Annotated in this window: 16 protein-coding genes; 9 read left to right on the forward strand and 7 right to left on the reverse strand. The window is 74.2% G+C overall.

Going from position 1 to position 17,884, the window contains the following annotated elements; genetic code table 11:
* Nucleotides 1–106: 106 nt before the first annotated feature.
* From ACZ6Y7_RS34150 to ACZ6Y7_RS34170, 5 genes are all read left to right on the forward strand, one after another.
* Nucleotides 107–1,450, forward strand: coding sequence for an ABC transporter substrate-binding protein (locus tag ACZ6Y7_RS34150; protein WP_465761832.1), 1,344 nt, complete (start codon nt 107–109; stop codon nt 1,448–1,450).
* Nucleotides 1,447–2,367 (forward strand): carbohydrate ABC transporter permease, encoded by a 921-nt coding sequence (locus tag ACZ6Y7_RS34155; RefSeq protein WP_465761833.1) that lies wholly within the window; start codon nt 1,447–1,449, stop codon nt 2,365–2,367. Before ACZ6Y7_RS34150 ends, ACZ6Y7_RS34155 begins: the two co-directional genes overlap by 4 nt.
* Nucleotides 2,364–3,296: a carbohydrate ABC transporter permease gene (locus ACZ6Y7_RS34160; RefSeq protein ID WP_465761834.1), complete on the forward strand. Its 933-nt coding sequence runs from the start codon at nt 2,364–2,366 to the stop codon at nt 3,294–3,296. The genes ACZ6Y7_RS34155 and ACZ6Y7_RS34160 overlap by 4 nt, the downstream gene beginning before the upstream one ends.
* A 2-nt stretch (nt 3,297–3,298) precedes the next feature.
* Nucleotides 3,299–5,020, forward strand: coding sequence for a glycoside hydrolase family 36 protein (locus ACZ6Y7_RS34165; protein ID WP_465761835.1), 1,722 nt, complete (start codon nt 3,299–3,301; stop codon nt 5,018–5,020).
* Between the two features lie 104 nt (nt 5,021–5,124).
* The gene (locus ACZ6Y7_RS34170) at nt 5,125–6,282 is read left to right on the forward strand and encodes a LacI family DNA-binding transcriptional regulator (protein WP_465761836.1); all 1,158 of its coding nucleotides are present in this window, start codon (nt 5,125–5,127) and stop codon (nt 6,280–6,282) included.
* A gap of 131 nt (nt 6,283–6,413) precedes the next feature.
* Here ACZ6Y7_RS34170 and ACZ6Y7_RS34175 read toward each other — a convergent pair whose 3' ends face one another.
* The 5 genes from ACZ6Y7_RS34175 to ACZ6Y7_RS34195 all read right to left on the reverse strand — a co-directional run bounded on the left by ACZ6Y7_RS34175 (nt 6,414) and on the right by ACZ6Y7_RS34195 (nt 11,789).
* Nucleotides 6,414–7,076, reverse strand: a complete 663-nt coding sequence (locus ACZ6Y7_RS34175; protein ID WP_465761837.1) for an NADPH-dependent F420 reductase — start codon at nt 7,074–7,076, stop codon at nt 6,414–6,416.
* A gap of 436 nt (nt 7,077–7,512) precedes the next feature.
* Nucleotides 7,513–7,737 (reverse strand): hypothetical protein, encoded by a 225-nt coding sequence (locus tag ACZ6Y7_RS34180; RefSeq protein WP_465761838.1) that lies wholly within the window; start codon nt 7,735–7,737, stop codon nt 7,513–7,515.
* Between the two features lie 177 nt (nt 7,738–7,914).
* Nucleotides 7,915–8,535: an L-threonylcarbamoyladenylate synthase gene (locus ACZ6Y7_RS34185; RefSeq protein ID WP_465761839.1), complete on the reverse strand. Its 621-nt coding sequence runs from the start codon at nt 8,533–8,535 to the stop codon at nt 7,915–7,917.
* A gap of 219 nt (nt 8,536–8,754) precedes the next feature.
* Nucleotides 8,755–11,067 carry an FtsX-like permease family protein gene (locus ACZ6Y7_RS34190; protein WP_465761840.1) on the reverse strand — a complete coding sequence of 771 codons (2,313 nt, stop codon included), beginning with the start codon at nt 11,065–11,067 and terminating at the stop codon, nt 8,755–8,757.
* Nucleotides 11,064–11,789: an ABC transporter ATP-binding protein gene (locus tag ACZ6Y7_RS34195; RefSeq protein ID WP_465761841.1), complete on the reverse strand. Its 726-nt coding sequence runs from the start codon at nt 11,787–11,789 to the stop codon at nt 11,064–11,066. Before ACZ6Y7_RS34195 ends, ACZ6Y7_RS34190 begins: the two co-directional genes overlap by 4 nt.
* Nucleotides 11,790–11,906: 117 nt before the next feature.
* Here ACZ6Y7_RS34195 and ACZ6Y7_RS34200 point away from each other — a divergent pair, with 117 nt between their 5' ends.
* Together ACZ6Y7_RS34200 and ACZ6Y7_RS34205 are read left to right on the forward strand one after the other, a co-directional pair.
* A complete protein-coding gene (locus tag ACZ6Y7_RS34200; protein ID WP_465761842.1) occupies nt 11,907–12,749 on the forward strand; it encodes a sensor histidine kinase in 843 nt (280 codons plus the stop codon).
* Nucleotides 12,746–13,498 carry a response regulator gene (locus ACZ6Y7_RS34205; protein ID WP_465761843.1) on the forward strand — a complete coding sequence of 251 codons (753 nt, stop codon included), beginning with the start codon at nt 12,746–12,748 and terminating at the stop codon, nt 13,496–13,498. Before ACZ6Y7_RS34200 ends, ACZ6Y7_RS34205 begins: the two co-directional genes overlap by 4 nt.
* A gap of 174 nt (nt 13,499–13,672) precedes the next feature.
* Here ACZ6Y7_RS34205 and ACZ6Y7_RS34210 read toward each other — a convergent pair whose 3' ends face one another.
* Nucleotides 13,673–14,086 carry a Fur family transcriptional regulator gene (locus ACZ6Y7_RS34210; RefSeq protein WP_402213325.1) on the reverse strand — a complete coding sequence of 138 codons (414 nt, stop codon included), beginning with the start codon at nt 14,084–14,086 and terminating at the stop codon, nt 13,673–13,675.
* 231 nt (nt 14,087–14,317) lie between these two features.
* On the opposite strand from ACZ6Y7_RS34210, the gene katG reads away from it, so the two are divergent.
* Complete coding sequence (gene katG, locus ACZ6Y7_RS34215) at nt 14,318–16,534, forward strand: catalase/peroxidase HPI (protein WP_465761844.1); 2,217 nt, start codon at nt 14,318–14,320, stop codon at nt 16,532–16,534.
* Between the two features lie 112 nt (nt 16,535–16,646).
* Here katG and ACZ6Y7_RS34220 read toward each other — a convergent pair whose 3' ends face one another.
* Nucleotides 16,647–17,243 carry a histidine kinase gene (locus tag ACZ6Y7_RS34220; RefSeq protein WP_465761845.1) on the reverse strand — a complete coding sequence of 199 codons (597 nt, stop codon included), beginning with the start codon at nt 17,241–17,243 and terminating at the stop codon, nt 16,647–16,649.
* A 338-nt stretch (nt 17,244–17,581) separates the two neighbouring features.
* Here ACZ6Y7_RS34220 and ACZ6Y7_RS34225 point away from each other — a divergent pair, with 338 nt between their 5' ends.
* Nucleotides 17,582–17,761: a hypothetical protein gene (locus tag ACZ6Y7_RS34225; RefSeq protein WP_465761846.1), complete on the forward strand. Its 180-nt coding sequence runs from the start codon at nt 17,582–17,584 to the stop codon at nt 17,759–17,761.
* Nucleotides 17,762–17,884: the final 123 nt, after the last annotated feature.

Genomic DNA, 17,884 nt, shown 5'->3' on the forward strand with positions numbered 1-17,884 from the left:
GGTTTGTTGTGTGTGTTTGAACGTTCAAAGCATTGCTCAACCGCCGCCTCGAGCGTGGAACCCGCCCCCTTCTCCCACCCCTCGCCGCTCCATCGAGAGGAATGCAATGTCACACCTTTCCCGTCGCGACCTGTTCCGCGCCTCCGGAGCCGGCCTGCTGGCCCTCACCGCCGGCGGCGCCCTCACGGCCTGCGGGGGTTCCGGCGCGGGGAGCTCCTCGGGCGGGGACGCCGACAGCGGCACCGTCACCGTCTGGTCCTGGGCCACCGCCGCCGAGGCCCTGCGCGGCGTCGTCCCGGCCTTCGAGAAGGACAACCCCGGCATCAAGGTCGACGTCCAGGACATCGGCGAACCCGCCATCTGGGACAAGATCACCGTCGGCCTGGCGGCCGGCGGGCAGGGCCTCGGCGACGTCCTGCACATCGGCTGCGACTACCTGCCCGGGTACCTGGAGAAGTTCCCCGGCGGCCTCGCCGACCTCTCCGGCTTCGGCGCCGACGCGCACAAGGACGCGTTCGCCAAGGGCCTGTGGCCGGTCGTCACCGGCAAGGACGGCCACGCCTACGCGCTGCCCTGGGAGGTCAACCCGCTCGGGTTCTTCTACCGCAAGGACTACTTCGACAAGGCCGGCATCGACGTCGACTCCCTCACCACCTGGGACGACCTGATCGCCACCGCCGACCGCTTCAAGGCCGCCAACCCCGGCATCGCCCTGATCGGCCTCAACAAGGCCGCCAACCCCACCCCCGACCTGGACTTCGCGCAGTCCCTGATGCAGCTCCAGGGCGCCTTCTACTTCGACCTGCAGGGGAGGATCACCGTCGGCTCGGAGCCGGCCGTCCGCGCCCTGACCGTCGTCAAGCGGCTGGAGGAGGCCGGGCTGATCGGCGACACCCCCGGGGTGCAGAGCTGGCCGCCCGTGATGAAGGCCGGCAAGCTCGCGGTGGCCGCGATGCCCGTCTGGGTCGCGCACTACCTGGAGAAGAAGTTCCCCGACCAGAGCGGCGACTGGCGCCTCGCCAAGCCGCTGGCGGTCACCCCCGGCGGCAGGCGCACCGCCCTGGTCAACTCGACCCACCTGGCCGTGTCCGCCTCCAGTCCGCGCCGCCGCGCCGCGTGGAGGTTCGTCGAGTACGCGCTCACCCGCCCCGCCTCGGTGAACGCCATGTTCAACGCCGGCGGCGTCTTCCCCGCCCTCACCGCGGCCTACACCGACCCGCTGTACTCGGCGCCGAGCGCCTTCTACGGCGGTCAGCCGGTGCTCAGGACCTTCGCGGACCTCGCCACCGAGGGCGGCGACCCCACCAACTACTCCGGCGACTACGCTCGCGCGCTCAAGCTCGTCAGCGACGCCCAGACCAAGGTCCTGCTCAAGGGCGCCGACCCGGCCGCCGTCCTCCAGGACGCCGCCAAGCAGCTCGCCCAGCAGACCGGGCGCGGCCTCGCATGACCGCCGACACCCCGTCCGTCCCCCTCGCCGCGGCCGCGCGGTCGCGCCGCGCCCCCGGGTGGCGCCGCACCGCCGTGCCGTACCTGCTGCTCGCGCCGGCCCTGCTCACCTTCGGCGTGTTCAAGGCCTACCCGGTCGTCGACTCCCTGCTGCTCTCCTTCACCACCGGCTCCGGCGCGGCCACCCACGGCGCCGGACTCGCCAACTACCGCCGCCTGCTGGACGATCCACTGTTCTGGACGGCGCTGCGCAACACCGCCGAGATCCTGGTCGTCCAAGTCCCGCTGATGCTCACGCTGGCCGTGCTGATGGCCGTCGGGATCAACTCCGCGCTGGTGCGGTGGCGCGCGGTGTGGCGGCTCGGCGTCTTCATGCCCTCCGTCACCGGACTGGTCGCCACCGGCGTGATCTTCGCCTTCCTGCTCAGGGCCGACGACGGCGCGGTCAACCGGCTGCTGGGCGCCGTCGGCCTGCCCGCCGTCGACTGGCTGGGCCAGCCGTTCTGGGCCCGGATGGCCGTCGTCCTGGTGCTCACCTGGCACTACACCGGCTACAACGCCGTCATCTACCTCGCCGGACTGCAGTCCATCCCACGGGAGTTGTACGAGGCGGCGATGGTCGACGGGGCCGGCCCGCTGCGCCGCTTCACCGCGATCACGCTGCCCGGCCTGCGCCCGGTGCTGCTCTTCACGCTCGTCCTGTCCACCATCGGCACGCTCCAACTCTTCGACGAGCCGTACGTGTTGACCGGAGGCGGCCCGGACAACGCCACCCTCACCGTGTCCATGTACCTGTACCAGAACGGCTTCCGGTACTTCGACTTCGGCTACGCCTCGGCCATCGCCTACGCGCTCACCCTGCTGGTGTCGGTGCTCGGCGCGGTCCAGATGCGCCTGATGGGAGAGCGTGAGACATGACCCCCACGCGTGTGAACCCCGGACATGCGGACCCCGGGCACGCCGATCCGGGGCGCGCGGACCCCGGGCACGCCGATCCCGGGCGCGCGAGGACCGGGCACCCGGCCCTGCGGAAGCTGCGCGGCTGGCCGCTGACCCTCCTGCTGGCCGGCGTCACCGGACTGTCCGTCGGCCCCTTCTCCTGGCTGGTGACCGCCGCCACCCGCAAGGACACCGAGATCTTCGACTGGCCGCCCGCGCTGCTGCCCGGCGGGAGCCTCGGCGAGAACCTCAGCCACCTCCAGCACAAGATCGGCCTGCTGCGGGTGGTCGGCAACTCCCTGCTGGTGGCCGGGGCCCAGACCCTCGGCGCCCTGGTCGTGGCGCTGCTGGCGGGCTACGCCTACGCCAAGTTCCGCTTCCGCGGCCGCACCCTGCTGTTCGCGCTGCTGCTGTCCACCCTGGTGGTGCCCGAACAGGTCATGCTGGTGCCGCTGTTCACGATGATGACGGACTTCGGCCTGCTCGACACCTACCAGGCGCTGATCCTGCCGGGGCTGTGCGTGCCCTTCGCCGTCTTCCTGATGCGGCAGTCGCTGAGCAGCCTGCCGGACGAGCTCCTGGACGCCGCCCGGGTCGACGGCGCGGGCGAACTCCGGGTGCTGTTCAGCGTGGTGGTGCCGGTCATGCGCCCGGTGCTGGCGGCCCTGGCGATCTTCCTCTTCCTGGGCTCCTGGAACCAGTTCGTCTGGCCGCTGATCGCCCTGCGCAGCCCCGAGATGCACACCCTGCCGGTCGCCCTGGCCACCCTGCAGGGCAACAAGTCCAACACCGACTACGGCGCGATCCTCTCGGGCACCGCGCTGTCCACCCTGCCGATGATGGTCCTCTTCCTGGTCCTGCAGCGGCAGTTCATCTCCGGCCTGCTGGCCGGCGCGACGAAGGGCTAGACATGACGGAGAGCACGCCCGACATCTGGGAGCCGCACGCCCCCACCCCCGCCGGTGGCCTGCGTGCGCTGCACGCCCAGGGGCTGGACCTGCGGGTGAGCGGCGCCGCCACCGCCCGGGAACTCGCCGACGGCGTGGTCGAGGTGAGCGCCGAGGGCGCCGGCCCGGTCCGGATCGAGTGGCGGGTGCCCTGCGTCGAAGCCACCGCCTTCTGGACGCCCGAACCGCGCGGCACCGCCCGGCTGCCGGCCGCCTGGAGCGCCCCGCGCCGTACCGGCCTGGCCGAGGGCGCGCCGATCGCCGCCCTGGTCGGCACCGGGGACGTCACGCTCTGCGCCTTCGCCGCCGGGCGTCCGGACGTGTGGGCCGGCGCCGGCGTGGTGGAGGAGAGCGGGGAGTTCCGGTTCTGGGCCCAGGCCGCCGACCGGCTCACGGTACGGATCGACACCTCGCGCCGGCACTACGCCCGCAGCCTGGCCGACCTGGCCGCCTGGTGGGGCGAGGGCCGCGCCGTGCGCATCCCCGACGCGGCCCGCCGCCCCGCCTACTCCACCTGGTACGCGATGCACCAGGACGTCTCGCCCGAGGGCGTCGAGGCCCAGGCCGCCCTCGGCAAGGAGCTCGGCCTGGACGTGATCATCGTGGACGACGGCTGGATGACCGCCGACCGCACCCGCGGCTACGCCCACTGCGGCGACTGGGAGCCGGTCTCGCTGCCCGACACCGCCGCCCACGTGCGGCGCGTCCACGACCTCGGGGTGCGCTACCTGCTCTGGTACGCGCTGCCGTTCATCGGCAAGGACAGCGCCGCCCACGAGCGGATCGGCCGCTACGTGCTCGCCGACGCGGCCCACCTCGGGGCGGTCGTCGCCGACCCCCGCTACCCCGCCGTCCGGGAGTTCCTCACCGACCGGCTGGCCCGCGCCGTCGAGGAGTGGGGCATGGACGGCCTCAAGATCGACTTCGTCGACCGGTTCGCCCGGGCCGACGCGCCGCACCCCTCGCCCGAGGCGGACTGCGCGAGCGTGGACGAGGGCGTGGAGCGGCTGCTCGCCGCGATCCGCGCGCGGATCACCGCCGCGAACCCGGAGGCGATGGTCGAGCACCGCCAGCCGTACGTGAGCCCGGGGCTGTGGCCGTACGTCACCATGGTCCGCGCCACCGACTGCCCGCTCAGCCCGCAGGAGAACCGGCAACGGACCATCGACGTGCGGCTCGCCGCCGGGCCCGTCCCGGTGCACGCCGACATGCTGATGTGGCACCCGGCCGAGCCGCCCGAGCAGGTCGCCTGCCACCTGATCAACGTGCTGTTCTCCGTCCCGCAGGTCTCCGTCGACCTCACCGCGCTGAGCGACGGGCAGCGCGAGGCGCTCGCCTTCTGGCTCGGCGTCGTCCGCGAGCACACCGCGACCCTGCAGCTCGGCGAACTGCTGCCGGCCCGCCCCGACCTCGGCTACCCGCTGGTCACCGCGCGCGGCGCCGACACCGTCGCCGTCGCCCGCTACGCGGCCCTGCCCGTGGACGCCTCCGGCGCGGGCTGGCGCACCCTGCTGGTCGCCAACGCCGACGCCGATCCCGACGTCCGCCTCACCGGCGGCAGCGGGACGGCCGCGATGACCGTGCAGGACGCCCGAGGGCGTATCGTCCGGCAGGGCGAGGTCGAGCTGGACCGGGCGGACGCGATCCCCGTGCCGCGCGGCGGGCTGCTGACCCTGCGCCGCTGACCGCGCCCCGGGGCCCGACCGCCGGCGGCCGCGCCGAAAGGGCCCGACCGCCGAAGGCCCGACCGCCGAGGGCCGTCGGGGACCGAGCACGCTTGGAGGACCGGATGACCGAGGGACCGCAGCGAGCCCGCCGCGGCGCCACCACGATCGAGGAGGTCGCCCGCGCGGCCGGCGTCTCCCGGCAGACCGTCTCCAACGCGCTCAACGCCGCGCACCGGGTCCGCCCGGAGACGCTGGAGCGGGTGCGCGCGGCGATCCGCGAACTCGGCTACCAGCCCGACCAGTCGGCCCGCTCGCTGCGCAGCGGCGCCCGGCGCACCCTCGGCTACCTCGTCCCGGTGGACGACCCGCTCGACCCCAACCCGCTGATGGCCGGCTTCCTGGAAGCCCTGGTCGACGCGGCCGGGGCCGAGGGGCAGCGGGTGCTGCTGTTCCGACCCGGGCAGGGCAGCACCGATCCGGTGGCCGCGATCGACGAACTGGTGGCGGCCCGTCAGGTGGACGGGCTGGTGCTGGCGGACGTGCTGCGCGAGGACGCCCGGATCGCCCACGTGGCCGGACTCGGCGTGCCCTTCGTCAGCTTCGGCCGCACCGGCCCGGGCGGGCCGCAGCACTGGGTGGACATCGCCAACGATGCGGCGATGGCCGAGGTGGTGCGGCACCTCGCGGCGCTCGGCCACCGGCGGATCGGCTACCTCGGGGCGGCCGAGGAGCTGCCCTGGATGGCCGCGCGGCGGGCGGGCTTCCTCGCCGAGGCCGGCCGGCTGGGGCTCGCCGCGACCGCGGTGGCGGCGCCCGGGACAGCGGGACGGCGGCGACCGGCGGGGACGGTCGGGGCGGCGCGCGCGGTCGGGGCGGCGGGGACGGTGCGACCGGCCTCGGTCGGCGGCACCGGGCCGGCCGCGACCCCTCCCGAGGTGCCCGTGCCCCCGTCGGCGGTCGACGCCGTCCGGGCGCTGCTGCGCGGGCCCGACCGTCCGACCGCCGTCGCCGCGGGCAGCGACCTGCTGGCGCTGGACGTGTACGAGGCGGTGCGGGCGGAGGGGCTGGCGGTCGGGCCGGGCGGCGTGGCCGTCACCGGCTTCCACGACACGCCGCTCTGCCGCCACCTGTACCCGGCCCTGACCTCCGTCCGGCTCCCGCTGCGGGAGATCGCCGCCGCGCTGGTCGGCCGGCTGCTGGGCCAGGTGCGCGGGGAAGGGGCGCCGGACACGGGGCGGGAGCTGCCGACCGAGCTGGTGGTGCGGGGGAGCAGCGGGTAACGGTGCGGGGGGCCGGCCGGTGCCTGTGGCCGGGCCGCCGGGCGCCTGTTGCCTCGGTGTGCGGTGCCGGGCGACCGGGCGCGCCCGGTCGCCCGTCCGGTCAGGAGTGGGCCCTCCCGCTCAGGGCGGGCTCAGGCCCGGTGCGCCGCCGGCCGCTCGGGGGACGCCTCCGCGAGTGCCCGGGTCACCGCCTCCACCCCGGCGCGCAGCCCGTACACCGGGGTGCCCGGCTGCTGGCGCCAGGACTCGTCGAGGCCGCCCGCGTCCACCGTGTCGAAGCCCAGCTCGTCGACCAGGGCCCGGACGACCCGCTTGGCCGCCTCGTCGTCCCCCGCGACCGGCACGGCGAGCCGCTCCGGGTCGCCCGCCGGGCGCGGGCGGTCCAGCAGGTCCTGCGCGTAGGTGCCGTTGAACACCTTCACCACCGGGTGCTTCAGGTGCTGCTCCGTCCACCGGCTCTCGGTGAGCCCGCCGTCCTCGATCGCGTCGATCCGGCCGTCACGCTCCTTCGGGTAGTAGTTGCCGGTGTCGATCACGGCCACTCCCTCGGCGGCCTCGTCGAACAGCCCGGCGGGCAGGTCCGGCACGTTCTTCAGCGGGACGGTCACCACCACGACCTGCGCGTCCCGCGCCGCCTCGGTGACCGGAACCGCCGTGGCGCCGGTCTCCTCGACCAGCTCCTTCAGCGTCTCCGGGCCGCGCGAGTTGGCGACCGAGACGTCGTGCCCGAGCGCGGTCAGCCGCCGGGTCAGGTTGCCGCCGATGTTGCCCGCGCCGATGATGCCGATCTTCATGGAAAGCCCCTCGTCTGCGAGTGCTGCGAGTCCTGCGGATGCTGCGAGTCCGGTGGGATCCGCGGAGACTGCGAACTCCGCGGGGTCCGTCCCGGGTCGTCGGGCCCGTCGCCCCGGGTCAACCACGCGGTGCCCGCCGCGATTCCCGGACCTCGCGGTCGACGGCGCGGACGCACGACGCCGCCGCGGCGCTGACCACCGTCGGCTCCCCGGCGGACCTGCGCTCCTTCGCGCCCCGCATCCCGCAGCTCCTGCTCACCGGCGAACTCGCCTTCCCCGACCTGGAATCGTTCTGCCTCACGCTCGCCCGGGCGGCGTGGCAGGACCGGCCCGAGGCCCCGTACCTCCGCCGGCTGCTCGACGCGCTCCGGCAGGACGTCCTCGGCGACGCGCGTGCCCCGGCGTCGGCCCGCAGGCGGGGGTTTGACGACGGGCCCTAGCAGAATGGGCTCCCCTTGCGACGCCGACCGCCGTCGAGCGCCTGCACGAGTTCCTCCTCCACAACGGCACCGAGCCCCGGAACGCGTTCCGGGACCGCCGCGCGCCGGGCTAGCGCGCCTTCGCCGACCGGCTGCGCGGCCCCGTCCTCCCGGCCGCCGTCGAGGAGGCCGTCCACCGCCCCGAAAACCCCGCTCATCTCGAACAACTCTTCACCGTCCATGCCGTCTTGGAGACTCAGCGGCACCGCCTGGCGAGGTGACCCCGACCGGGCGTGCGTGCCCGTCCGATCCTCCTCCCGACGACCCTCGGCGGGCGAGTCCCCTGCGCGCGCTTTCCCGGGCCGAAACCGTCCCCCGGCGAGCGGGGGGCCGAGGCGACGGCGGGAGTGCCGGGCCGGTCACTCGAAGCGGCTCGGGTCCCCGGCGCCCCGGCGGACGATCTCCGGCCCGCCGCCCGAGAAGTCGACGACCGTGGTCGGCTCGGTGCCGCAGTCACCCGAGTCCAGCACCGCGTCCAGCACGTGGTCGAGGCGCTCCTTGATCTCCCACCCCTGGGTCATCGGCTCGTCCTCGCCGGGCAGGACCAGGGTGCTGGAGACCAGCGGCTCACCGAGCTCGGCGAGCAGGGCCCGGGTGACGGCGTGGTCGGGGATCCGCACTCCCACCGTCTTCTTCTTCGGGTGCAGCAGGCGGCGGGGCACCTCCTTGGTCGCCGGGAGGATGAAGGTGTAGCTGCCCGGCGTCGCGGCCTTGACCGCGCGGAACACGGTGTTGTCGAGTTGCACGAACTGCCCCAGCTGCGCGAAGTCCTCGCACATCAGGGTGAAGTGGTGGCGCTCGTCGAGGCGCCGGATCGCCCGGATGCGGTCGAGGCCCTCCCGGTTGTCGAGCCGACAGCCCAGCGCGAAGCAGGAGTCGGTCGGGTACGCGATGAGGGCCCCGGACCGGAGGCTGTCGGCCACGGTTCCGATGGTGCGCGGCTGCGGGGACTCTGGGTGCACGTCGAAGTACTTCGCCATTGGCCGACCCTACGGGATCCCGGCGCCCGATCGGCGCAACCGGCCGGTGAGGTTGCCGGGCGGGCGGGGGCAACGGACCGGGCGGCGCCCCGATCGCGGGCGGTGGACCCCGACCGTTCCGCGCGGGGCGGCCGGCCGCGCAGCGGTTCCACCAGCCGGCGGGGGCGGGTGGCGACCCCCGTCCGCCACCCGCCCCCGCCGAACGCCCGGCCCGCGGTGTCACTCGTTGTGGAGGACCTCGGCGATCGGCAGCCGGGCCGCCGTGCGGGAGGGGACCAGGGCGCCCAGGACGGCGATGAGGACGCCCGCCAGCGCGACGGCGGTCAGGAGCGGGGCATGCCACACGTCGATCATCGAGTCCGTGAACGCCAGGATGGTGATGTTCTCGACGATCAGCCGGTGCGCGGCCATCCCGAGCGGGACGCCGATGATCCCGCTGACCAGACCCGGCCCGGCGACCGAGGTCATCGTCATCGCGACCACCTGGCGCGGCGTCATGCCGATCGATTTGAGCATGCCGAGGTCCCGGCGGCGCTCCCGGATGTTCAGCAGCACGGTGTTGAAGACGCCGAGGGCGGCGACCGTGCACAGCAGCGTGGTGAAGATCGTCGAGAAGCTGATCACCGAGGCGATCGGGCCGCTCACGTCGGGCGTCACCGCGTTCGGGTAGAGGCCGGGGTCGGCGTCCTTGACCGCCTTGACGTAGGCGTCGGCGTCCGCGCCGGGGGCGAGCCGCACGACGTACTCGACCACGTGCAGTCGCACTCCGGTGGCGGCCAGCGTCGCCGCGTTGGACGCCACCGCCCGGGCGTTGCCCTCAAGGGGCTCGCCGACGATGGTCACGGGCAGGAGCCGGCCGCTGACGTCCAGGGTGATCCGGTCGCCGAGCGCGAGTCCGTGCTGGTCCAGGAACGCCGGTCCGGCGATCACCTCGCCCAGCCCGGTCGCCGGGCGCCCCTTGACCACGCGCAGCGGCCGCTCGGGGGCGTCTCCGCCGTAGAAGTCGGCGAACACCGGCTGGGCGTAGCCGACCAGGCCGACCCGCTCGAACGCGCGCGAGGTCACCTGCTCGGATCCGGGCGCGGCGCGCAGCACGGCCTCGATCTGGGCGTCCGTCAGCGTCGGCACGGTCTGGTGGGCGTCGGCGGCGCCGACCTGCACGTGGACGAAGGTGCGGCCGTCGTCCCCGTCCGGCGGCTGCATGGAGGCGAGCAGCGTGCCGGTCAGGCCGGTGGCGAAGGTCACCGTGACCACGCCCAGCACGATGGAGGCCATGGTGAGCGCCGTGCGGGCCGGACGGGCGAAGGGCTGGCCGAGGCCGAGGCTGACCGAGCGCGGCAGCCGCGTGCCGCTGAGCCGGCGCTGGACCCGCAGGCCGCGCCCGGTGCGCGGCGCGCTGCCGGCGGTGATCGCCTCGGCCGCGGAGATCCGGTGGGCGCGCGAGGCCGGCAGGAACGCGGCGAGGGCGACCAGCAGGGGCACGGCGACCAGGGAGGCGACGGGCAGCCAGGCCGGGGGCGCGAGCGCGGCGGTGCCGGTCTCGATCCCGTTGAACGCCGTGTCGATGATCGGGCCGGCCAGCGCCCAGCCGACGGCCGTACCGAGGACGGCGCCGGCGATCGCGGGTACCGAGACCATGGCGAGGTAGACCGCGACCACCTGGCGCGGGGTGAAGCCGAGCGCCTTGAGCACGCCGATGTGGCGGTAGCCGGACACCACCGCACCGCTGACCACGTTTCCGACGATCAACACCGCGACCACCAGACCGAGCGCGCCGAAGACCGACATGAACGGCAGGTAGGCGTCGGCCGAGGCGGAGAACGCGCGCTTGAGGGTGAGGTAGGACTGCGCACTGGTCAGCGCGTTCCCGGGCAGGCCCTCGGTGGCCTTCGCCAGGCCCGCCGTCAGCGCCTCGTCCGTCGAGGCGTCGGCGAAGCGGTAGAGCATCTGCTCGGCGGTGGGATGCAGGGCGGCCATCTGCTCGGGGGTGACCCAGCCGCCCGCCGAGCCGCTCATGCTGTCGGCGACGCCGACCACGGTGAGCGGCGGGGCGCCGGTGGGCGCGATGGTCCGGCCCAGCAGGGTGTCGAAGGTGCCTCGGAAGCCCATCTGGACGACGACCTCGCCCGGTCCGGTGGCCCAGTGGCCTGCCGTCAGCTCCACGCGGTCCACCGGGCCCGCCGGGCCGGCCCGGCCCACCAGGGTGATCGACCCGGGCGGGTGGCCCAACCAGTCGGTCGGGATGTCCAGGGTGACCTGGGCGAACGGCCCCGCGGCCGCCTCGACGCCCGGCCGGCGGGCGCCGGCGGCCAGTTGCTCCGCCGGAGCCCGGGCGGCGTCGAAGGTCGCGACCACGTGGGCGCCGCGCTGCGCGCCGAAGGCCGCGTCGAACGGCGCCCGGGCGGCGCTCATCACGGCCAGCGCCAGCAGGATGGTGGTGGTCGAGCAGAAGACGACCAGTCCGATCACGATCGTCTGGACCTTGCGCCGTCGGACGGCCGCGCGCGAGGCCCGCCACACCGCCCCGGTCATGCCGTGTGCTCCAGGGACCGCTCGCGGGCCACCCGGCCGTCCGCCACCTCGACCAGCCGGCTGGCGCAGCGGGTGGCCAGGTGCGGGTCGTGGGTGACGATCAGCAGCGTCTGCCCGATCTGGTTGAGGTCGATCAGCAGATCCATCACCTGCTCGCCGGAGCGGCTGTCCAGGGCGCCGGTGGGCTCGTCCGCGAGCAGCAGCGCCGGGCGGTTCATCAGCGCCCGGGCGACGGCCACGCGCTGGCGCTCGCCGCCGCTCAGCGCGGCCGGGTAGGTGTTCCTGCGGTGGGCGACGCCGAGTTCGTCGAGCAGTTCGAGTGCCCGGCGGCGCGCCTGGCGGGCGGAGGTGCCGGTCAGCTGGGCGGCCAGCGCCACGTTGTCCAGGGCCGGCAGGTCGTCGATGAGGTTGAAGAACTGGAAGATCATGCCGATGTGGCGGCGGCGGAACAGCGCCAGCCCGGTCTCGTTCAGCTTCCCGAGGTCCTCGCCGCGCACGTGGACCGTGCCCGAGGTGGGCCGGTCCAGCCCGGCGACCATGTTCAGCAGGGTGGACTTGCCGCAGCCCGACGGGCCCATCACGGCGACCGCCTCACCGGCCCCGATCCGCAGGTCGACTCCGTCCAGCGCCTTGGTGTCCCCGAATTCCTTGTGGACCCCGGACAGCTCGACGACGATCTGCGCGCCGTCCCGCCGGGTGCTACCACCGTGATCATTGCTCATGGCACCCGACCGTAGGAGCAGCGCCCCCGCCCGGGCGTCCCACCCCGGGTGTAACCGTCCGGGGCGTAGTACCGGGGATGTACCCGGGTGGCACTCCCGGATGATGTGGATCATGGCGTGAGCTGGGAGGCTGGCGGCGTGTGGGGAACGGAGACGGGGTGGATCGCCGCCCTGGTGGCGACGGGGGCGGCCGGCTGGACGGGGGTCGCGCTCGGCAGGGCGCGGCGGGCCCACCGGGCGGCCGTCGGCGCGCGCGGCTGGCTGCTGGAGCGGGAGCGGGAGAGCGCGGCGCGCACGGCGGTCGACGCCGAGCGGGCCAGGATCGCGGCCGAGTTGCACGACATCGTCAGCCACAACGTGAGCCTGATGGTGGTGCAGGCCGGGGCCGCCCGCGAGGTGCTCGCCACCATGCCGGAGGAGGCGGCCGTCGCGATGGCCGCCGTCGAATCCGCGGGCCGGGACGCGATGACCGAACTGCGGCACCTGCTCGGCCTGCTGGCCCCGGCGGCGGACGGCCGTGACGAGCCGGAGGAGGCCGACTTCGCGCCGCAGCCGAGCCTGAGCCGGCTCAGCCCGCTGATCGACCGGTTCGCCTTCGCCGGCCTGCCGGTGGAGGTGCGGATCTCCGGGGAGCCCCAGCCGCTGCCCGCCGGCATCGACGTGACGGCGTACCGGATCATCCAGGAGGCGCTGACCAACGCGCTCAAGCACGGGGACGGGGTGACGGCGGAGGTGACGGTGCGGTACGCGGACCACTACCTGCGGGTGGAGGTGCTGAACAGCGGACCGAGCGTGCTCGCCGGCGAGGCGGCGGCCGGACGGCAGCCGGCCGACGGTGCCGGGCGCGGGCTGGTCGGCCTGCGCGAGCGGGTCGCGGTGTACGGCGGCGACCTCGACGCCCGGCGCCGGCTCGGCGGCGGCTTCCGGGTCCGCGCGCGCATCCCTCTGGACCGGCCGTGACGGGGGCGGTCCCGGAGGTCGATGCGCAGCGCCGCCCCAGGGTGGTGATCGCGGACGACCAGGAGCTGGTGCGCACCGGCTTCCGCATGATCCTCACCGCACGCGGAATCGACGTCGTCGCCGAGGCCGCCGACGGCGCCGAGGCGGTCGCGGCGGCCGTCGCGCACCGCCCCGACGTCGCCCTGCTGGACATCCGGATGCCCACCATGGACGGCCTGGAGGCCGCCCGCCGCATCCTCGCCCGGGTCCCGCGCTGCCGGGTGATCATGCTGACCACGTTCGACCTGGACCACTACGTGTACGCGGCCCTCGCCGCCGGCGCCAGCGGCTTCCTGCTCAAGGACGTCACGTCGGCCCACCTCGCCGCAGCCGTACGGCTGGTGGACACCGGTGACGCGCTGCTCGCGCCGTCGATCACCCGCCGTCTGGTCGAGCGTTTCGCGGCCGGCGCCCCACGGCCCTCCTCCGGCCACGGCCCGGCGCCGCACCGCGACCTCGCACCCCTGACGCCGCGCGAGGCGGAGGTGCTCACCCTGTTGGGGCGCGGGCTGTCCAACGCCGAGCTGGCGGACGAGCTGACGCTCAGCGAGTCGACGGTGAAGACCCATGTGGCCCGGATCTTCGCCAAGTTGAACCTCCGGGACCGGGCCCAGGCCGTCGTCCTCGCCTACGAGACCGGGCTGGTCACCCCGGGCGGCCCGGAGCGGGGGCCCGAGGAGCCACGGGACCGGAGACTCCGACTCCCGTGATGCGCGGCCCCCGACGTCGCACCGCCCCCTTGCGCGCTGCTGCCGGCCTGAGGGCCTGCGGGCCTGCGAGCGGGCGGCGGAGCCGCCGGTCCGCGGAGTCGTCCGGCACGGCGGCGGCGCCACCCGAACCCGGGTGGCGCCGCCGTGTGCGCGTGGGGCCCGCGGGCGGGGCGGTCAGCCCGCGCAGTTCGGGCACAAGCCGCGGTAGGTGACCTCGGCCTGCGCGACGGTGAACCCGAAGCACTGCTCGGCCGGCAGGTCGGCCAGCGGGTCGCCGAGCGGGTGGACGTCGCGGATGGTGCCGCAGCCGGTGCAGATCAGGTGCTGGTGCGGGCGGTGGGCGTTGGGGTCGTAGCGCTTGGCGCGCCCGTCGGTGGAGACCTCGATGACCTCGCCGAGGGTGACCAGCTCGCCGAGGGTGTTGTAGACCGTCGCCCGGGAGATCTCCGGGAGGCGTTCCGCGGCGCGGGCGTGCACCTCGTCCGCGGTCAGGTGCACGTGCTCGCCGTCCAGGACCTCGGCCACGACACGCCGCTGGGAGGTGAGACGCCAGCCGCGCCCGCGCAGCCGCTCCAGCAGGTCACTCATATCGGTTCACCTATTCAGGTCAAGGGGAAGACCGGAGTTTACCAATACACATCCTGAGTCATCCGGATCCCGATCGGATATGGGTTTGGTGTCATTCTTGACTTGGATTCCGTCCATCGTAGGATCGGCTCCGGCGCTAGCCTAGGTAGCAGCAGCAGATGCACGAGATGCAGTAGATGCCGTAGGTAGCACAGAAGACACCGTGATCCGCCTTGTGAGGGAAGGGTTCCCATGTCTGACATCCACGATGCAGCCGGCACGGATGCGAATGCGGAGGGCTGCCCGGTGAACCACGGGCGCGCGCCGCACCCCACCCAGGGCGGGGGCAACCGCCAGTGGTGGCCGGAACGGCTCAACCTGAAGATCCTCGCCAAGAACCCCGCGGTGGCCAACCCGCTCGGCGGGGACTTCGACTACGCGGCGGCGTTCAACACCCTCGACCTCCCGGCCGTCAAGCGGGACATCCAGGAGGTGCTCACCACCTCCCGGGACTGGTGGCCGGCCGACTACGGCAACTACGGCCCGTTCATGATCCGGATGGCCTGGCACAGCGCCGGCACCTACCGGATCAGTGACGGCCGCGGCGGCGCCGGCGGCGGCCAGCAGCGCTTCGCCCCGCTGAACAGCTGGCCGGACAACGCCAGCCTGGACAAGGCCCGCCGGCTGCTCTGGCCGGTGAAGAAGAAGTACGGCCGCGCGCTCTCCTGGGCCGACCTGATGATCCTGGCCGGCAACGTCGCCCTGGAGACCATGGGCTTGCGGACCTTCGGCTTCGGCGGCGGCCGGGTGGACGAGTGGGAGCCGGACGAGGACGTCTACTGGGGCCCGGAGACCACCTGGCTGGGCGACGAGCGCTACACCGGCGACCGCGAGCTGGAGAACCCGCTGGCCGCCGTCCAGATGGGCCTGATCTACGTCAACCCCGAGGGCCCCAACGGCAACCCGGACCCGATCGCCGCCGCCCGCGACATCCGCGAGACCTTCTACCGGATGGCGATGAACGACGAGGAGACCGTCGCGCTGATCGCCGGCGGCCACACCTTCGGCAAGACCCACGGCGCCGGCCCGGCCGACCACGTCGGCCCGGACCCGGAGGCCGCCCCGATCGAGCAGCAGGGCCTCGGCTGGAAGAGCGGCTTCGGCACCGGTGTGGGCGGCGACGCGATCACCAGCGGCCTGGAGGGCGCATGGACGCCCACCCCGACCACCTGGGACAACAGCTTCTTCGAGACGCTGTTCGGCTACGAGTGGGAGCTCACCAAGAGCCCGGCCGGTGCCCACCAGTGGAAGCCCAAGGACGGCGCCGGCGAGGGCACCGTCCCGGACGCGCACGACCCGAGCAAGCGGCACGTGCCGATCATGCTCACCACCGACCTGTCGCTGCGCTTCGACCCGGTGTACGAGCCGATCTCCCGGCGCTTCCTCGAGCACCCGGAGCAGTTCGCCGACGCCTTCGCCCGCGCCTGGTACAAGCTCACCCACCGCGACATGGGCCCGGTCGTCCGCTACCTCGGCCCCGAGGTCCCGTCCGAGAAGCTGCTCTGGCAGGACCCGCTGCCGGAGGCCACCTACCGGACGATCGAGCCGGCCGACGTGGCCGACCTCAAGCGGCGGATCGGCGCCACCGGCCTCTCGGTGGCCGAGCTGGTCTCCACCGCCTGGGCGGCGGCCTCCTCCTTCCGCTCCAGCGACAAGCGCGGCGGCGCCAACGGCGGCCGGATCCGGCTGCAGCCGCAGATCGGCTGGGAGGTCAACGAGCCGGACAAGCTGGCCTCGGTGCTGCGCACCCTGGAGGGCGTGCAGCAGGAGTTCAACGCCCAGGCCGGCGACAAGCAGGTCTCGCTGGCCGACCTGGTGGTGCTGGCCGGCGGCGTCGGCGTCGAGCAGGCGGCCAAGGCGGCCGGCCTCGCCGTCGAGGTGCCGTTCGCGCCCGGTCGGGTCGACGCGCCGCAGGAGCTGACCGACACCGAGTCCTTCGCCGCGCTGGAGCCCAAGGCCGACGGGTTCCGGAACTGGGTCGGCAAGGGCAACCGGCTGCCGGCCGAGTACCTGCTGCTCGACAAGGCCAACCTGCTGGGCCTGAGCGCCCCCGAGCTGACCGTATTGGTCGGCGGCCTGCGCGTGCTGGGCGCCAACCACGGCCAGTCCGCGCACGGCGTGTTCACCGGGACCCCGGGCGTGCTGACGAACGACTTCTTCGTCAACCTGCTCGACCTGGACACCCGGTGGTCCGCGACCTCGGAGGACTCGCACACCTTCGAGGGCCGGGACTCCTCCGGCAAGGTCCGCTGGACCGGCACCCGGGCCGACCTGGTCTTCGGCTCCAACGCCGAACTCCGGGCCATCGCCGAGGTGTACGCGAGTGACGACGCCAAGGAGAAGTTCGTGACGGACTTCGTCGCGGCCTGGGTCAAGGTCATGAACGCGGACCGCTTCGACCTGGCCTGATCCGACCGGCCCCCACGGGCCGCAACGGACGGCGGGAGCCCGGGGGCCACGGCCCCCGGGCTCCCGCCGTTGTCACCGGCCCGCCGGGCGCCCGGCGCGTGTCCGACGACGCCTACCGCGGCCCGCCGTCCGGTGCTTCGGCGGTTTGCTGCTCGGCTGTCGGTTCGTCGGCCGTCGGTTCGTCGGCCGTTCGCTGCCCGGCCGTCGACTCCTCGGCCGTCCGCTGCTCGGCCCTCCGCTCCGCCGCCCGGACCTGCTCGGCGAAGGTGGGCGCGTCGATCCGCTCGACCGTCGCCCCGTGCCGGGCGGCCAGGTCGTCGGCCGGGCCGGGGGAGGCCTCCCGGACGTCCAGGGCGATCAGCGCGCCGCCGTCCGGCACCCGGGCCGAGAGCACGATCAGCGCGGCGCCGGCCCCGCTCGCGAGGCGCTCCTCCGCCGCGTTGCCGAGGGCCGCCCCCGCGGTGAAGCCCAGCAGCACGCCGATCGGCCCGCCGAGCAGGCCGACCAGCCCGCCGAGCACCCCCGAACCGACGGTGGCCACGCCCGCGCCCCGGGTGAAGGTGTCCTTGACCTCCAGCACGCCGTCCGCGCCGCGCTCCAGCGCGGCCGCCATCCGCAGACCCGGCAGGTGCTCCGCCTCGTCGAAGGCCGGACGCCAGCCGGCGGCGTCGGGGAAGGTCAGCAGGACGGCGTTGTGCTGCTCGCTCATCGCACTCCGATCGGGCCGGGACCGGCCTCGGCCGGGCTTTCATCCTGGCCTCCGGCGCGGCGCGCTGCCACAGGAGGGCGGCGCTCAAACCTCGGCCGGGGCCGACCCGGCCGTCGACGTGCGGATTCGGCCAGGTGTACGGAGGCCTCCGGGGGGACGTGGCGGGAGTGGACGGAGTGTGGCCTGGGAAAGGGGCGCGAAGCGGCCGAGCGGGCGCTATTTCGATCCTGGCCGAATTTCGGATCGGCGGTCCGCGAACCCTGGTGTGACGGGTGGTGCGCTGCCAGGATCCCGGTTCGGCACATCCGTGCCGCACTCGAACGCTTGGAGGAGGCACCATGCAGCCCACGGCTGACCAGGTTCGCGCGCTCAAGGACGAGGACTTCCGGCTCACCCTCGGCCAGGGCCACCAGGTCCACCCGGCCGGCGAACTGTCCGACGAGCTCTACGTGACCGCCGCGGTGCAGGCGAGCACCTGCGCCGGTTGGTCGAGCTGCGGGCACGTCTGCAGCTTCTGACGCCCGCCGCCGCGCGACCGGAGAGCGGCTCCTCCGCCTGCCGCGGTCCGTCGAGTCGCGGACGCACGCGCGGCAGGTGAGCCGACTCCGCGGGAGGCGCTCCGGCCCGGCCGGGGCGCCTCC

Source organism: Kitasatospora sp. NPDC053308 (assembly GCF_055585785.1).

Coding starts and splice junctions, on each gene's coding strand:
- ACZ6Y7_RS34150 (WP_465761832.1), top strand. CDS start 107: ATGTCACACCTTTCCCGTCGCGACCTGTTCCGCGCCTCCGGAGCCGGC.
- ACZ6Y7_RS34155 (WP_465761833.1), top strand. CDS start 1,447: ATGACCGCCGACACCCCGTCCGTCCCCCTCGCCGCGGCCGCGCGGTCG.
- ACZ6Y7_RS34160 (WP_465761834.1), top strand. CDS start 2,364: ATGACCCCCACGCGTGTGAACCCCGGACATGCGGACCCCGGGCACGCC.
- ACZ6Y7_RS34165 (WP_465761835.1), top strand. CDS start 3,299: ATGACGGAGAGCACGCCCGACATCTGGGAGCCGCACGCCCCCACCCCC.
- ACZ6Y7_RS34170 (WP_465761836.1), top strand. CDS start 5,125: ATGACCGAGGGACCGCAGCGAGCCCGCCGCGGCGCCACCACGATCGAG.
- ACZ6Y7_RS34175 (WP_465761837.1), bottom strand. CDS start 7,076: ATGAAGATCGGCATCATCGGCGCGGGCAACATCGGCGGCAACCTGACC.
- ACZ6Y7_RS34180 (WP_465761838.1), bottom strand. CDS start 7,737: ATGGACGGTGAAGAGTTGTTCGAGATGAGCGGGGTTTTCGGGGCGGTG.
- ACZ6Y7_RS34185 (WP_465761839.1), bottom strand. CDS start 8,535: ATGGCGAAGTACTTCGACGTGCACCCAGAGTCCCCGCAGCCGCGCACC.
- ACZ6Y7_RS34190 (WP_465761840.1), bottom strand. CDS start 11,067: ATGACCGGGGCGGTGTGGCGGGCCTCGCGCGCGGCCGTCCGACGGCGC.
- ACZ6Y7_RS34195 (WP_465761841.1), bottom strand. CDS start 11,789: ATGAGCAATGATCACGGTGGTAGCACCCGGCGGGACGGCGCGCAGATC.
- ACZ6Y7_RS34210 (WP_402213325.1), bottom strand. CDS start 14,086: ATGAGTGACCTGCTGGAGCGGCTGCGCGGGCGCGGCTGGCGTCTCACC.
- katG (WP_465761844.1), top strand. CDS start 14,318: ATGTCTGACATCCACGATGCAGCCGGCACGGATGCGAATGCGGAGGGC.
- ACZ6Y7_RS34220 (WP_465761845.1), bottom strand. CDS start 17,243: ATGAGCGAGCAGCACAACGCCGTCCTGCTGACCTTCCCCGACGCCGCC.
- ACZ6Y7_RS34225 (WP_465761846.1), top strand. CDS start 17,582: ATGCAGCCCACGGCTGACCAGGTTCGCGCGCTCAAGGACGAGGACTTC.